The organism is Mesorhizobium sp. WSM4312 (assembly GCF_002294875.1).
GTDB lineage: Bacteria > Pseudomonadota > Alphaproteobacteria > Rhizobiales > Rhizobiaceae > Mesorhizobium.
The window spans coordinates 133,881-147,977 of the sequence record NZ_NSFU01000009.1; the positions used below are offsets into that span (position 1 = coordinate 133,881).

The window sequence follows — 14,097 nt, forward strand, 5'->3', positions numbered from 1 at the left end:
GGAGGTCAGGCGCGATGGGACTGGTCATCGCCGCCTTCCTCACCCGTTGCTTCCTCATCGGTCATCGCCACGATCCGGCGCGCGGCATCCTCGACGCTGATCTGCCAGCTCATCGCCAGTGAGCGCAGCTGCGCATAGGCGCGCTCGTCGTCCGAGCCTTTCGACAACGCCGCCACCGCGCGCACGATGGTCTGCCGCTCCGCGACACGCTGGCGCAGCGATGCAATTTCGCCGGCTAAGTGTTTACGCGCCTCGAAACTCTGCCTTGCGATCAATAGCGCGCTGTAGACGCCGGCAGTGCCGACCGGCTTAAGCAGTTGCGCGTCGGCCTTGTGCGAGAGCGCCCATTCGATGCGGCCGGGCGCCTCGGAACCGATCAGCGCCACCAGCGGCATCGGCGCTTCACCGGCTTTCCAGGGGAATTGCTCGTCGAAACCGAGATCTGCATCGAAGAAGACGAAATCGGCGGCCAGCGCCTCCGGCGGCAGTTCCGGCCAGCAGTCGAGCGCGATCAGGCCGATCGCCGACAATTGCCTGGTGATGGCCTGCACCGTCGAATGCGGGCGATGCAGGATGAAGGCCCTGGCGCCGCCGAGGTTGGGAATGCGCGGCGTCCTGGTCACGACACCACCCGCAGGCGCGGACGCCCGAACGTCCTGGCAGGATCATAGCGCGACAGATAGGGATCCGGCGCGACCTCATCCTCACGGCTGACGACCTCGAAGAACCCATCGGCGATCCGGCCGATGATGACAGGCAGCGTCGCGTGCTGGGTGTTGGCGTCGATGACGATCGGTCCAAGCCGGGTGGAGAAGCGCCGTTCGGCGAAAGCCTTGGAGAATTCCGCGGGTCCAGCTTCGGGATTGCGCGCGAGCACGTCGGCCATCACCTGCACCGAGGCATAGGCCGAGGCCTCGAAGGACGACGCGAAGGCCGCCGGCCGCGGCGCGAAATACGGGCCGACGGACAGATGGCCTCTCCCCGTCTCGCCGATCGCCGGCAGTTCGCCCTCGGTGAGGTTGCAGGAGATGACAGGACAATTTTCCGGACGGAAGGCGGCATCCTCGTCGCCCAAATCGCGATAGGCGGCGAGGAAGGCGTAGGACGAGGTGCCTATCAGATTGTTGAGGATGAAGCTCGGCCGCGTCGCCCGGATTTCCCCGATGAGGCGCGACACGTCGGTCTCGCCGATGCGCAGATAGCGTTCGCCCGGCACCTTGCCGCCGGCGTCGGCGATCAGGTCGCGCGCCACGCGGTTCATCTCCCAGCCCCAGATATAGTTCGAGCCGAGCAGGAAGCCGTTGGCGCCGAAGCGCGGCACGACATGGGCCATCAGCGGCACCAGATGCTGGTTGGGACAAGCATGCATGTAGACGACATGCTCGTTGGCCTCGAAGCCTTCATAGGGGCATGCATACCAGAGCATGCCGCCGGCCTTCTCCAGCACCGGAATGGTCTCCTTGCGGCTCCAGGAGGTGACGCAGCCGACGACATGGCGCGCGCTGCTGGTCTTGAAGATGTCTTCGCAAAGCGTCGCGTAGCGGTCGGCATTGCTTTGCGGATCGCGCTCGACCGGCACCAGCTCGATGCCTGAGCCGCGGTCGGCATTGATGTCGGCGATCGCCCGCATGGCACCCATGCGGCATGCATCGGAGACGAGCTGATAGCTCCCCGAACGGGAATAGAGGATACCGATCTCGATGCGCCGTTTCAAACAGGACCCCAGAAAATGAAAATGCCCCGCAGCCAGCGCCGCAAGGGCGAGGCATACGAGGCATTCTTGCCGCCCGGCGATCAGGGCCGGTATTTGGCCTTAGGGTATTCGGTCCGGCTGGTCAGTCAAGCGGGAAAGTGCGAGGGCTTGCCTCAGCCCTGCAGCTGCTTGCGCCGCCAGGCGGCAGGCGCTTCGCCTATCCGTTCGCGGAAGAAACGCGAGAAATAGGCGGGGTCGTCTAAGCCGATCTCGTAAGCGATGTCCTCGACCGTGCGCACGGTGAACAGCAAGAGCCGCTTGGCTTCCAGCAGCCGCCGCTCGCTGACGACGCGCTTGACGCCGCTGCCCAGCACCGCATGGGCAGCCTTGTCGAGGAGATGCGGTGTGGTGGCCAGCGTCGCGACGTAGCGGTCGACCGGCCAGTTGTCGCGGAAATGCGCATCGACAAGCCGGCGCAGGCCCATGGCCAGCGACGCATCGGAAGACGGTGCGGCGGCGACAGTCGCCGGTGCGAGACGCGCGATGTGGGAGAGCGCGACGGCAATCAGCGACGGCAAGATTTTGTCATTGCCGGCCTGCGCCTCGGCATATTCGGCTGCGATCATCTCCAGCACCGTCGCCAGCTTTTTCCATGCGGCGTGTCGCGGCAGGCCGTCGGCAAAGACCGGCCTGTCCAGCGGCAACAGGCTATGGCCGGCCAGGGCGGCGAGCGCATCGTCCGCGACGGAGACGACGATGGCGTCGGTGCCGGGGCCGATCGAGAAGCCATGCACGATGGTGCTCGGCACGAAGCTGACGGCCGGCGCCGAAAAGTCCCAGGCGCGGTCCTCGATGCGGTAGGTGCCGGAGCCGCTGGTCCAATAGGTGATCTGACCCATCTGCGGATGCTTGTGCGCCGCCACCTGGCCGAGATGGATGTTGCTGCGCGCAAGCACTGTCTCGACATGCAGGAAGCCGACATCGAGCGGCCGCACCGGCTCGCCATAGACGAAGAAATCGGGAATACCAGTTTCGCTCATGCCAGTGGAAAAAGTCCAAGCGGATTCGTGCTTTTGTCCATAAACCTTTGTAACGGCCAGCGCTATTGTTAACACGTTAAGGGAGGATGATGATGATGCGATCGGAAGATTTCCGGGCCGACACGAAACGCCCGTTCACCGGGGCCGAGTATCTGGAGAGCCTGCGCGACGGCCGCGAGGTCTATATCAACGGCGAGCGTGTGGCCGACGTCACCACGCATCCGGCGATGCGCAATTCGGTCCGCTCGCTCGCCCGCCTCTACGATGCCTTGCACGACCCGGCGCGGCAAGCGGCGCTGACCTCGCCGACCGACACCGGCTCGGGCGGCTACACGCACAAATATTTCCGCGTCGCCAAATCCTCTGGCGAACTCGCCGCCCAGCAGACGGCGATCGCGCAGTGGTCGCGCATGTCCTATGGCTGGATGGGGCGCACGCCCGACTACAAGGCGGCGCTGATGAACACGCTCGGCGCCAATGCCGACTGGTACGGACCGTTCAAGGACAATGCGCTCGCCTGGCACAAACGGGCGCAGGACGCCGTGCTGTTCATGAACCATGCCATCGTCAACCCGCCGATCGACCGCCACAAGCCGGCCGAACAGGTGAAGGACGTGTTCGTCCACATCACCAAGGAGACGGATGCCGGCATCCATGTCTCCGGCGCCAAGGTGGTGGCGACGTCCTCGGCGCTGACGCACTACAATTTCCTGGCGCAGGGCTCGGCGACGGTCACCGAGGATCCGTCGCTGTCGGTGATGTTCATCGTGCCGATGAACGCGCCGGGGATAAAGATGTTCTGCCGCGTCTCCTATGAACAGACGGCCAATACGGTGGCGGCACCCTTCGACTATCCGCTGTCGTCGCGCTTCGACGAGAACGACGCGATCCTGGTGCTCGACAATGTCTTCATCCCCTGGGAGGATGTTCTGGTGCTGCGCGACGCGCAGAAGATCCTGTCGTTCCACCCGGCGTCGGGCTTCATGCATGGCTATTGTTTCCAGGGCTGCACGCGCTTCGCCGTCAAGCTCGACTTCCTCGCCGGTCTGCTCGCCAAGGCGCTGCGCGCCACCGGCGGCGACGCCTTCCGCGGCAATCAGGCGGCACTTGGCGAGGTGATTGCGCTCAGGCACATGTTCTGGAGCTTTTCCAACGCCATGGCCTACAACCCGATCCCGTGGGCGAATGGCGCGGTGCTGCCCAATCTCGACGCCGCCCTCGCCTACCGTACCTTCATGTCGGAAGCCTATCCGCGCGTCATCGACACGGTGCGCCGGGTGATCGCATCGGGGTTGATCTATTTGCCGTCATCTGTGCGCGACTTCAACAATCCCGAGATCGACAAGTATCTCGCGCAATATGTGCGCGGCTCCAACGATATGGGCCATGTCGAGCGCATCAAGATCATGAAGCTGTTGTGGGACGCGACCGGCACCGAGTTCGGCGGCCGCCACGCGCTCTATGAGCTCAACTATGCCGGCGCACCGGAAGAGGTGCGGCTGCAGGTGCTGAAGGGCGCCGAACGCGGCGGGCGGCTGAAGGCGATGGAAGAACTGGTCGACACCTGCATGGCCGACTATGACGAGAATGGCTGGACTGGCGACACCTGGCTGCCGCCGCTGACCTCGACGGCTGGATGAACTCCGATGGCCACGCAGATCTCGAAAACCGATTTCCGCGACGCCATGGCCAGGGTCTGCGCGCCGGTCAACATCGTCACGACCGACGGTCCGGCCGGGCGCGGCGGCTTCACCGCCACCGCTGTGTGCAGCGTTTCCGACGAGCCGCCGACGCTGCTGGTCTGCATGAACGGGCGTTCGACGCAGGCCGCCATGTTCCTCGCCAACCGACGCTTCTGCGTCAATGTGCTGACGCATGACCACATGCACCTGGCGGGAAAGTTCGCCGGTGCGACAAGGGACATGGAGGCCCGCTATTCGGCGGCGCGCTGGCAGACGCTGACCTCGGGCACGCCGGCGCTATCGGACGCGATCGTCAATTTCGACTGCGAGATCGAGGACGTGCATATCGTCGGCACGCACAATGTCATGATCGGCCGCGTCATCGACGTCCGGCACGGCAGCGGTGGCTCGGCGCTGCTCTATGTCGACCGCAACTACACGCAGCCGACACGGCTCGGCAGTTTTGGCGGGTGAGGCGGGGCGAACGGCGCGGGACGGAGAGCGCTCAACTCTCGCCGTCGATCAGCGCCTCCAGCAGATCGAGCAACTGCTCCAGCCGCTCATGGCCAAACCGCCGCTCGATGTCGTCGTAGATGACGCGGCGTTCGGGGGACAGGGCGTCGATCAGGGCAGAGCCGGCCGGAGCGATGGTCAGGATGACGCGGCGGCCGTCGCCTTCCGCTTTGTTCCGGGTGATGAACTTTCGGCCCTCGAGCGCCTTGATGATGCGCGTCAGGCTCGGCGGCAGCACCGAGGCGCGATCGGCAAGCTCGGTCGCCTCGACCGGGCCGGCCTCGCTCAGCACGCGCAACACGCGCCATTGCTGTTCGGTCACGTCATGCGCGGCGAGCATCGGGCGAAACCGCGCCATCACCACTTCGCGGGCATGAAGGAGCGCCATTGGCAAGGAGCGGCGGGTGTTCTCGGGCAGCAAGTAAAATTCTCTCCAGCGCTGGCTTGCGATCGGCGGCGGGCTTTGCCCGGCAGCGCTGGCCGTCAAAGCCTGTCATCCCGTATCGTCGCCTCGGGCCGGATGCAAGGCTTGACTTCGGCGACATCACATGTAATTAACGCGTTAACTACAACAAGTAATGTTCCAGGGAACGAGACGCGGTGCCTCACTTCTCCATCGAGTATTCAGCCAATCTCGATGCCAAGGTCGACATGGCCGAATTGTGCGCGCTGGTGCTGCGCACCGTGCTCGACACCGGGCTGTTCGAGACCGGGGCGGTGCGGGTGCGGGCCTTCCGCGCCGAGGCCTACGCCATAGCCGACAATCTGCCGGAAAATGGCTTTCTCGACATGTCGTTTCGCGTCGGCGCGGGCCGCAGCGCCGAGGACAAGAAACGCACCGGCGATGCCGTCTTCAAGGCGGTGAGCGAATATCTGGCGCCGCTGTTCGAGACCCCGCATTTCGCTTTGTCCCTGGAGATCAGAGAAATCGATCCGGCGCTGAGCTGGAAGAAGAATGCCATCCACCCGCGGCTGCGCGGCAAGTGACGGAAAGCTGACATGTCCGACCTCGAAGGCAATCTGAAGAAGGCCGAGGCCTATCTGGCCCGTTTCAAGAGCGACGGCGTGCTGAACCAGATCGGCGGCGAGGCGGTGCCGGCCGCTGACGGCTCGACCTTCGAGACGCTGTCGCCAGTCGACTTGAAGCCGCTGGCCAAGGTCGCGCGCGGCAGCAGTGCCGACATCGACCGCGCCGCCAAGGCGGCAAAGGCTGCCTTTCCGGCCTGGGCGGCCATGCCTGGCGAAGCGCGCAAAAAGCTGCTGCACAAAATCGCCGACGCGATCGAGGCGCGCGCCGAGGAGATCGCCTTCGTCGAATGCATGGACACCGGCCAGGCGCTGAAATTCATGGCCAAGGCTGCGTTGCGCGGTGCGGAGAATTTCCGTTTCTTCGCCGACCGCGCGCCGGAAGCGCGCGACGGCGAGACGCTGCGGACGACCGGCCAGACCAATATGACCACCCGGGTGCCGATCGGCCCGGTCGGCATCATCACGCCCTGGAACACGCCGTTCATGCTGTCGACCTGGAAGATCGCGCCGGCGCTGGCGGCGGGCTGTACGGTGGTTCATAAGCCGGCTGAGTTCTCGCCGCTGACGGCGCGCCTGCTGGTCGAGATCGCCGAGGAGGCCGGCCTGCCGAAAGGCGTCTGGAACCTGGTCAACGGGCTTGGCGAACATGCCGGCAAGGCGCTGACCGAGCACCCCGACATCAAGGCGATCGGCTTCGTCGGCGAGAGCCGCACCGGCTCGATGATCATGAAACAGGGCGCCGACACGCTGAAGCGTGTGCATTTCGAGCTCGGCGGCAAGAACCCGGTGATCGTCTTTGCCGATGCCGATCTCGAACGCGCCGCGGATGCGGCGGTGTTCATGATCTACTCGCTCAACGGCGAGCGCTGCACCTCGTCGTCGCGGCTGCTGGTTGAAGCCTCGGTCTACGACCGGTTCACCGATCTGGTGGCGGAGAAGGCCAAGCGCATCAGAATAGGCCATCCGCTCGATCCGAAGACCGTGGTCGGGCCGCTGATCCATCCGGTGCATGAGGAGAAGGTGCTGTCCTATATCGAGATCGGCAAATCGGAGGGCGCCGTGGTCGCTGCCGGCGGCGGCAAGTTCGCTGGCCCCGGCGGCGGCTGCTATGTCAGCCCGACGCTGTTTACCGGCGCCACCAACCGGATGCGCATAGCCCAGGAGGAGATTTTCGGGCCGGTGCTGACGGCAATCGCCTTCAAGGACGAGGCCGAGGCGCTGGCACTGGCCAACGACACGCAATACGGCCTGACCGGCTATCTCTGGACCTCCGACGTGACACGCGCCTTTCGCTTCACCGACGCGCTGGATGCCGGCATGATCTGGGTCAATTCGGAGAATGTGCGGCATCTGCCGACACCGTTCGGCGGCGTCAAGAATTCCGGCATCGGGCGTGACGGCGGCGACCATTCCTTCGATTTCTACATGGAGACGAAGAACATCGCCTTCGCCACGACGGCACACGCGATCCAGAAACTCGGCGGCTGACCGGAGGAGATCAGAATGCCCTTGCCCAAGCCCAACCTCTATCCGGCCTTCAACATCGTGCGCCTCAGCCATGTCGAGCTGGCGGTGACCGATCTGGCCAGATCGCGCGCCTTCTATGTCGACACGCTCGGCCTGCAGGTCACCGACGAGACATCGGGCGCCATCTACCTGCGCGCCATGGAGGAGCGCGGCCATCACTGCATCGTGCTGCGCAAGGCGACGACGCCGGAAGCCCGCGACCTCGGCTTCAAGGTCTTTTCGGATGAGGACCTCGACAAGGCGGCGCATTTCTTCAAGGGCAAGGGCCTGCCGGTGGACTGGGTCGAGCGGCCCTATCAGTCGCGCACCTTCCGCACGCGCGATCCGCACGGCATTCCGCTGGAATTCTATGCCGAGATGGCAAGGCTTGCGCCGATCCATCAGAAATACGCGCTCTATCGCGGCGTGAAGCCGCTGCGCATCGACCACTTCAACTGCTTCTCGCCCAATGTCGACGAGTCCGTCGCCTTCTACAACGAGCTCGGCTTCCGCGTCACCGAATACACGGAGGATGCCTCGAGCGGAAAGCTGTGGGCGGCCTGGACGCACCGCAAGGGCGGCGTCCATGACATCGCCTTCACCAACGGCATCGGACCGCGCCTGCACCATGTCGCCTTCTGGGTGCCGACGCCGCTCAACATCATCGACCTGCTCGACCTGATGGCAACGACCGGCTATCTCGCGAACATCGAACGCGGCCCGGGCCGGCACGGCATTTCCAATGCCTTCTTCCTTTATGTGCGCGACCCAGACAACCACCGCATCGAGATCTATTGTTCGGATTACCAGACGGTCGATCCGGACCTCGAGCCGATCAAATGGGACCTCAAGGACCCGCAGCGCCAGACGCTGTGGGGCGCGCCGGCGCCGAAAAGCTGGTTCGAGGAAGGCAGTGTTTTTGCCGGAGCGGAGGTGCGCCAGCCGGATTTGACGGCCTCGCCGATTGTGGCGCCCTGATGAGATTTGATCGATGACGGCATTCCTTCGCGCCCCCCTCTGTCCTGCCGGACATCTCCCCCACGAGGGGGGAGATTGGACGTCATCTCCGCCTTCGCCAATCTCCAACGCTGCAAGAAGAGCGCCATCCGTCCGAGCTGCCAATCTCCCCCCGTGTGGGGGAGATGTCCGGCAGGACAGAGGGGGGCGCCGTAGGGCTCCAACCTCGCCGATATTCCGCATCACCATCGGCGGAGCCGCCGCATGACCCCGTCACGCCTCGCCACCTTCACCGCCGGCGGCAAGGCGCGCTATGGCGCGGTCACAGGCAAGGGCGTCGTCGACCTGTCGGCCCGCTACAGCCAGTGGCCGACATTGCGCGAGGTGATCGAGGCCGGCGCCTTGCGGCGGCTGGCGGAAGAGGCGGAGGGGTTTGCCGCCGATTTTCCGCTCGACGCCGTCGCCTACGACATCCCTGTCCCGTCGCCGGAAAAGATCATCTGCGTCGGCGTCAACTATCCGGACCGCAACGAGGAGTACAAGGACGGGCAGGCGGCGCCGGCCAACCCGTCGCTTTTCATCCGCTTCCCGCGCTCCTTCGTCGGACACGGCGCGCCGCTGGTGCGGCCGCCCGAATCGCCACAGCTCGACTATGAGGGCGAGATCGTCATCGTCATCGGCAAGGGCGGCCGGCGCATCGCGGAGACCCAAGCGCTCGGCCATATCGCCGCACTGTCGCTGTGCAATGAAGGCACCATCCGCGACTGGGTCCGGCATGCCAAGTTCAACGTCACGCAAGGCAAGAATTTTGACCGCACCGGCTCGATCGGCCCGTGGCTGGTGCCGTTCACCGGCGAGGCGCAGGTCGCCGACATTACGCTCTCCACCCGGGTCAATGGCGAGCTGCGCCAGCAGGACCGCACCAGCCGCATGATCTTTTCCTTCCGCAAGATCATCAACTACATCTCGACCTTCACCACGCTGGTGCCAGGCGATATCATCGTCACCGGCACGCCGACCGGCGCCGGCGCCCGCTTCGACCCGCCGGTCTGGCTGAAGCCGGGCGACGTGATCGAGGTCGAGGCCGACGGCATCGGCGTGCTGCGCAACAGCGTCGTCGACGAGGCAGCTTCATGACCCCGGAACAAGTGGAAGACGCCGCCAACCGGCTGTTCGAGGCCGAGCGCTCGCGCCGCCAGATCCGGCTGCTCAGCCTCGATTTTCCCGACGCCACCATGGAGGACGCCTATCGCGTCCAGGCGGCGCTGGTGACGCGCAAGATCGATGCCGGGCTGAAGCCGAAGGGCTGGAAGATCGGCCTGACCTCCAAGGCGATGCAATATGCGCTGGCTATCGACACGCCGGATTCCGGTGTGCTGTTCGACGACATGTTCTTCAACGACGGCGCGACGGTTCCGGCCGGCCGCTTCATCCAGCCGCGCGTCGAGGCCGAGATCGCCTTCGTCATGAAAGCGCCGCTCAAGGGGCCAGGGGTGACCCTCTTCGACGTGCTCAATGCCACCGACTACATCACGCCGGCGCTGGAAATCCTCGACACGCGCATCGAACGCGTCAACGCCGAGACGAAGAAGGCGCGCAGCTTCTTCGACACGATCTCCGACAACGCCGCCAATGCCGGCATCGTTATCGGCGGGCGGCCGCAGCGGCCCGATGAAGCCGACATGCGCTGGATCGGCGCCATCGTCTCGCGCAATGCCGAGGTCGAGGAAACCGGGCTCGGCGCCGGCGTGCTCAACCACCCGGCCATGGGCGTTGCCTGGCTGGCCGACCGGCTCGCCCGCTACGGGATGTCGATCGCCGCCGGCGAAGTGGTGCTGTCGGGCTCATTCGTGCGTCCTGTGGAGGCGCGGCCCGGCGACACGATCGTCGCCGATTTTGGCAGTTCAGGCACGGTCAGCATTCATTTCGCCAAGGGCTGACGGTGCCGCCTATTCGCCGCGCAGATAGGCGATCACCACATCGGCCGCGATGTTGGACATGCGCAGGCCGACCTCCCTGGTGATGTCGCCTTCGACGCGGCTCTGCACCCAGCCCAGAAAGGCGAATGACCGCAGCGCGGCGAACAGCGGTAGCGCGGCGACATCGTGCGGCGTCAACGTCCGCTCCTGCCGGTAGCCCTCGAGCAGCGATGCCTCGATCAGCGGATAGAGCGGCTCCTGCCGGTTCTGATACAGGGCGACGGCAAGGTCGTACATATGCCAGCCAAAGCCGCAATCGTCGAAGTCGATGATGCGCACCGCGCCGTCATGGATCAGCACGTTCTCGCGCACCAGATCGGCATGGATGATGCCGAAGTTGCGAGGGCTGCGCTCATGCTCCGAAAGCGCCTTCACGGCTTTGTCCCGTGCCTGCAAAACAAGGCCGCGGCGCGGGCCATCGAGAAAGGGCGAGGTCTCGAAGCGGCCCCAGGTCGGGCTCGGGCCGAAGAAGCCGTCGAAATCCCAGGCATGGCGGGCAAAACCGGCGGGCGGCGTCCAGCTGGCGCTGATATTGTGCATCTGCGCGATGGTTCGGCCGATCGCGGTGAAGACCTGCCTTGCCTGTTCAGGAGTGTAGGCCAGGGGTACGCCCCGCGCGCCGACGGCGCGGCCTTCGAGCCAGCTCAGGCAATCGGCCTGGCGAGGCGGTCCTGAGGCGGCCTTCCTGACAAGCACGAACAGATCGCCGGCCGGTGTCGGCACCGGAGACGGCGTGGCGATACCGGCGGATTGCAGAAAACTCATCCATTGCAGTTCCGAGCGAAGCGCGGCATCCGTGTGGTAGCCAAGCCGATGGATGCGCATGGCGGCCGGCTGGCCGTCCGGCAGAGAGACGCGGAAGACCGCATTCTCGCGGTATTTCAGCAGCTCCGGTTCGCCGTCGCGGACGCCCCAATGGGTGAGCGCATGCCGGGCAAGTGCGGTAACATGCGCTTCCGTCTCGGGCTCGGATCGCTCGGAAACCACGTTCACGCCGTCCCTCCGTCGACTTCATCGAGCACTTCGTCGAGCGTGCCGATCAGCAGATCGGCATGGGCGCGGGAAAACGGCATGGGCGGGCGGATCTTGAGCACATTGCCGTGGATGCCGGTCTTGCCCATAAGCACGCCACGGTCGCGCATCGCGTTGATGACGCGCCCGGCGATGTCGGGCGCGGCCTCGCGCGTCTCGCGGTCGTGGACCAGCTCGGCGCCGAAGAACAGGCCGGCGCCCCTGATCTCCCCGATGCAGTCATGCCGATCGGCCAGCGGCCGCAGCAGGCCGAGCGCATAGGCGCCGACATCGCACGCGTTGGCGACGAGGTTTTCGTCTTCCAGGACATCGAGGACGGCATTGGCGACCGCACAGGAAACCGGATTGCCGCCAAAGGTGTTGAAGTAGCGGAAGGCGTTGCGGAACGTCGACAGGATCTCTGTGGTGGTGACGACAGCGGCGACCGGGTGGCCATTGCCCATCGGCTTGCCCATGGTGACGATGTCGGGAACGAAGCCGGCGCGCTGATGGCCCCAGAAATGGCTGCCGGTGCGGCCAAAGCCGGGCTGCACCTCGTCGGCGATGACCAGACCGCCGGCCTCACGCAGCGCCGCCACGGCGTCGTCGAAGAATCCGGTGGGGAGCGTCGGGAAACCTTCATTGGCGAGCAACGGGCAGAGGATCATGCCGGACAGGCCGATACCGTCCTTTGCCAGCGAAGCGATGGCTTCGCGCACCGCGTCGCCGAACGCCTTGCCGTTGGCCATGGCGTCGGGATGGCGATAACTGTCGGGCGCCGGCACCAGCCTGACATAGGGCGCACGGCCGCCGACCGGAGGCATGCGCGTTGAGACCTGCGAAACGGCGGAAGTGTTGCCGTGATAGGTGGCGTCGGTGGCGATGATACCCATCTGGCCCGACGTCGCCTGCGCCATGCGCAGCGCGATGTCGTTGGCCTCGCTGCCGGTGCAGGTCAGGATGGCGGTGGACAGGCCGGCATCGAATGTCGCGGTCAGCCGCTCGACATAGTCGAGGATGGCGGTGTGGAGATAGCGCGTGTGGGTGTTGAGCAGGCCTGCCTGCCGGCACAGCGCCTCGACCACATGCGGGTGGCAGTGACCGACATGGGCGACATTGTTGTAGGCATCGAGATATTGGCGGCCGTCAGCGTCATAGAGCCAGACGCCTTCGCCGCGCACCAGATGGACCGGCTCTTCATAGAACAATTGCGATTTCGTGCCGAGCAGGCGGCCACGCCGGCCAATCAGCGTTTCTCCAGCCGGTTTCTTCTGGGATTGAGCTATCTGCATGTACCAAAACTCCGTTGTATCAGCCGCTTCGTCAGACCTTCGAGAGGCCGGCGTCCAGCGCTTCGCCAATCTTGGCGACATCGGCGGCGCTGATGATGAGGGGCGGCGACAGGATAATGTTGTTGCCGGAGACGCGCAGCATGACGCCGGCCTCGTAGGCCGCCTCCGAAACCAAGGCCATGGTCTTCTTGTCGGTCGGCTTCTTGGTCGCGCGGTCGGAAACCAGTTCCAGTGCCGCCATCAGCCCCTTGTACCGGACATCGCCGACGATGGCGTGCCGGGCCTTCAGCCCTTCCAGCACCGCCCCAAGCTCGACGCCGCGCACGGCCGCGTTCGCGTTCAGACGGAGCCGTTTGGTCTCGGCAAGTGCCGCCAATCCCGCCGCGCAGCCGACAGGATGGCCGGAATAGGTGTAGCCATGGCCGATCGACCCAAAACTGGTCTTGTCGGCCTCGAAGACATCGGCAACCCTGGCGCCGATCAAGGTCGCGCCGAGCGGGAAATAGCCGGAGGTGATCGCCTTGGCGATGGTCATGAAATCCGGCTTCACACCGGTCAGCCGCGAGCCCGACCAGGCGCCGGTGCGGCCGAAGCCTGTCACCACCTCGTCGGCGATCAGCAGGATCTCGTGGCGGTCGCAGATCTCGCGCACCAGCGGCATGAAGCTTTCGTGTGGAACGATGACGCCGCCGGCGCCGAGCACCGGCTCCATGATGAAAGCGGCGATGGTGTCGCCGCCCTGGAAGGCGATCTCCTCCTCCAGCACCTTGGCGCAGAGTTTGGCCAGCCGCGCCGGGTCGGTCTCGTCGAACGGGTTGCGGAAGGTCCAGGGTGCCGGGATATGGAACACGCCGGGCAGCAGCGGCTCGTAGTTGCGGCGGAAATTCGCGTTGCCGTTGACCGAAGCGCCGCCGAAATGCGTGCCGTGATAACCCTTCTTCAAGGCGAGGAACTTGGTGCGATCACCCTGGCCGCGGATCTTCCAGTATTGCCTCGCCAGCCGCAGTGCCGTCTCGACCGAATCCGAGCCGCCCGAGGTGAAGAAGGTCCGCACCATGCCTTCCGGTGCGAACCATTCGGCGAGTTCGTAGGCGAGCTCGATCGACGGCCCGGTCGAGGTGCCGCGAAAGCCTGAATAGTAAGGCAGCGCGCCGAGCTGGTCGGCGATCGCCTTCTTGATCGGGTCGCAGCTGTAGCCGAGATTGACGTTCCACAGGCCTCCGACCGCGTCGAGCACGCTCCTGCCATCGATATCGGTGACGGTGACGCCCTCACCCTTCATGATCACCTTGGGCGGATTGGCCCGCATCTCGGCCGGATGCGCCATGGGATGCCAGATCGGCTTGGCATTGGTCTCGGTGAGGAAATTGATGTCGCGCATCACAAGGCTCCGCA

14 protein-coding genes are annotated in these 14,097 nt (G+C 65.1%); 7 read left to right on the forward strand and 7 right to left on the reverse strand.

What is annotated here, in order from left to right; translation table 11 throughout:
* Nucleotides 1-5 precede the first annotated feature (5 nt).
* The 3 genes from CK228_RS16670 to CK228_RS16680 form a co-directional block, all read right to left on the reverse strand.
* Nucleotides 6-623, reverse strand: coding sequence for an ANTAR domain-containing protein (locus CK228_RS16670; protein WP_095773312.1), 618 nt, complete (start codon nt 621-623; stop codon nt 6-8).
* A complete protein-coding gene (locus tag CK228_RS16675; RefSeq protein ID WP_095788551.1) occupies nt 620-1,714 on the reverse strand; it encodes a transporter substrate-binding protein in 1,095 nt (364 codons plus the stop codon). The genes CK228_RS16670 and CK228_RS16675 overlap by 4 nt, the downstream gene beginning before the upstream one ends.
* A gap of 152 nt (nt 1,715-1,866) precedes the next feature.
* Complete coding sequence (locus tag CK228_RS16680) at nt 1,867-2,733, reverse strand: helix-turn-helix domain-containing protein (protein WP_095788552.1); 867 nt, start codon at nt 2,731-2,733, stop codon at nt 1,867-1,869.
* A 95-nt stretch (nt 2,734-2,828) separates the two neighbouring features.
* Between CK228_RS16680 and CK228_RS16685 the strand changes: the two genes are divergently transcribed.
* The gene (locus CK228_RS16685; RefSeq protein WP_095773445.1) at nt 2,829-4,373 is read left to right on the forward strand and encodes a 4-hydroxyphenylacetate 3-hydroxylase N-terminal domain-containing protein; all 1,545 of its coding nucleotides are present in this window, start codon (nt 2,829-2,831) and stop codon (nt 4,371-4,373) included.
* Between the two features lie 6 nt (nt 4,374-4,379).
* Nucleotides 4,380-4,889 (forward strand): flavin reductase, encoded by a 510-nt coding sequence (locus CK228_RS16690; RefSeq protein WP_095788553.1) that lies wholly within the window; start codon nt 4,380-4,382, stop codon nt 4,887-4,889.
* Between the two features lie 31 nt (nt 4,890-4,920).
* On the opposite strand, the gene hpaR is transcribed toward CK228_RS16690, so the two are convergent.
* Nucleotides 4,921-5,316 carry a homoprotocatechuate degradation operon regulator HpaR gene (hpaR, locus tag CK228_RS16695; RefSeq protein ID WP_245438054.1) on the reverse strand — a complete coding sequence of 132 codons (396 nt, stop codon included), beginning with the start codon at nt 5,314-5,316 and terminating at the stop codon, nt 4,921-4,923.
* 212 nt (nt 5,317-5,528) lie between these two features.
* Here hpaR and CK228_RS16700 point away from each other — a divergent pair, with 212 nt between their 5' ends.
* From CK228_RS16700 to hpaH, 5 genes are all read left to right on the forward strand, one after another.
* On the forward strand, nt 5,529-5,915 hold the full coding sequence (locus CK228_RS16700) for a 5-carboxymethyl-2-hydroxymuconate Delta-isomerase (RefSeq protein ID WP_095773317.1): 387 nt from the start codon (nt 5,529-5,531) through the stop codon (nt 5,913-5,915).
* 12 nt (nt 5,916-5,927) lie between these two features.
* Nucleotides 5,928-7,445, forward strand: a complete 1,518-nt coding sequence (gene hpaE, locus CK228_RS16705) for a 5-carboxymethyl-2-hydroxymuconate semialdehyde dehydrogenase (RefSeq protein ID WP_095788555.1) — start codon at nt 5,928-5,930, stop codon at nt 7,443-7,445.
* 15 nt (nt 7,446-7,460) lie between these two features.
* Nucleotides 7,461-8,441 (forward strand): 3,4-dihydroxyphenylacetate 2,3-dioxygenase, encoded by a 981-nt coding sequence (gene hpaD / locus CK228_RS16710; RefSeq protein WP_095788556.1) that lies wholly within the window; start codon nt 7,461-7,463, stop codon nt 8,439-8,441.
* A gap of 243 nt (nt 8,442-8,684) precedes the next feature.
* The gene (locus CK228_RS16715) at nt 8,685-9,557 is read left to right on the forward strand and encodes a fumarylacetoacetate hydrolase family protein (protein ID WP_095788557.1); all 873 of its coding nucleotides are present in this window, start codon (nt 8,685-8,687) and stop codon (nt 9,555-9,557) included.
* Nucleotides 9,554-10,360, forward strand: a complete 807-nt coding sequence (hpaH, locus tag CK228_RS16720) for a 2-oxo-hept-4-ene-1,7-dioate hydratase (RefSeq protein ID WP_095788558.1) — start codon at nt 9,554-9,556, stop codon at nt 10,358-10,360. The genes CK228_RS16715 and hpaH overlap by 4 nt, the downstream gene beginning before the upstream one ends.
* A gap of 9 nt (nt 10,361-10,369) precedes the next feature.
* Here hpaH and CK228_RS16725 read toward each other — a convergent pair whose 3' ends face one another.
* Genes CK228_RS16725 through CK228_RS16735 form a run of 3 tightly spaced genes read right to left on the reverse strand, consistent with a single transcriptional unit; the run spans nt 10,370 to nt 14,083 of the window.
* The gene (locus CK228_RS16725; protein WP_095788559.1) at nt 10,370-11,392 is read right to left on the reverse strand and encodes a phosphotransferase; all 1,023 of its coding nucleotides are present in this window, start codon (nt 11,390-11,392) and stop codon (nt 10,370-10,372) included.
* Nucleotides 11,389-12,702, reverse strand: coding sequence for an aminotransferase class III-fold pyridoxal phosphate-dependent enzyme (locus tag CK228_RS16730; RefSeq protein WP_095788560.1), 1,314 nt, complete (start codon nt 12,700-12,702; stop codon nt 11,389-11,391). Before CK228_RS16730 ends, CK228_RS16725 begins: the two co-directional genes overlap by 4 nt.
* A gap of 31 nt (nt 12,703-12,733) precedes the next feature.
* The gene (locus tag CK228_RS16735) at nt 12,734-14,083 is read right to left on the reverse strand and encodes an aminotransferase class III-fold pyridoxal phosphate-dependent enzyme (RefSeq protein ID WP_095788561.1); all 1,350 of its coding nucleotides are present in this window, start codon (nt 14,081-14,083) and stop codon (nt 12,734-12,736) included.
* Between the last annotated feature and the right edge of the window lie 14 nt (nt 14,084-14,097).

Excerpts from the sequence above, each read along its gene's own strand:
- hpaD (WP_095788556.1), top strand. The coding sequence starts at position 7,461 with ATGCCCTTGCCCAAGCCCAACCTCTATCCGGCCTTCAACATCGTGCGC.
- CK228_RS16680 (WP_095788552.1), bottom strand. The coding sequence starts at position 2,733 with ATGAGCGAAACTGGTATTCCCGATTTCTTCGTCTATGGCGAGCCGGTG.
- CK228_RS16730 (WP_095788560.1), bottom strand. The coding sequence starts at position 12,702 with ATGCAGATAGCTCAATCCCAGAAGAAACCGGCTGGAGAAACGCTGATT.
- hpaH (WP_095788558.1), top strand. The coding sequence starts at position 9,554 with ATGACCCCGGAACAAGTGGAAGACGCCGCCAACCGGCTGTTCGAGGCC.
- hpaE (WP_095788555.1), top strand. The coding sequence starts at position 5,928 with ATGTCCGACCTCGAAGGCAATCTGAAGAAGGCCGAGGCCTATCTGGCC.
- CK228_RS16715 (WP_095788557.1), top strand. The coding sequence starts at position 8,685 with ATGACCCCGTCACGCCTCGCCACCTTCACCGCCGGCGGCAAGGCGCGC.
- CK228_RS16690 (WP_095788553.1), top strand. The coding sequence starts at position 4,380 with ATGGCCACGCAGATCTCGAAAACCGATTTCCGCGACGCCATGGCCAGG.
- CK228_RS16685 (WP_095773445.1), top strand. The coding sequence starts at position 2,829 with ATGCGATCGGAAGATTTCCGGGCCGACACGAAACGCCCGTTCACCGGG.
- hpaR (WP_245438054.1), bottom strand. The coding sequence starts at position 5,316 with ATGGCGCTCCTTCATGCCCGCGAAGTGGTGATGGCGCGGTTTCGCCCG.
- CK228_RS16735 (WP_095788561.1), bottom strand. The coding sequence starts at position 14,083 with ATGCGCGACATCAATTTCCTCACCGAGACCAATGCCAAGCCGATCTGG.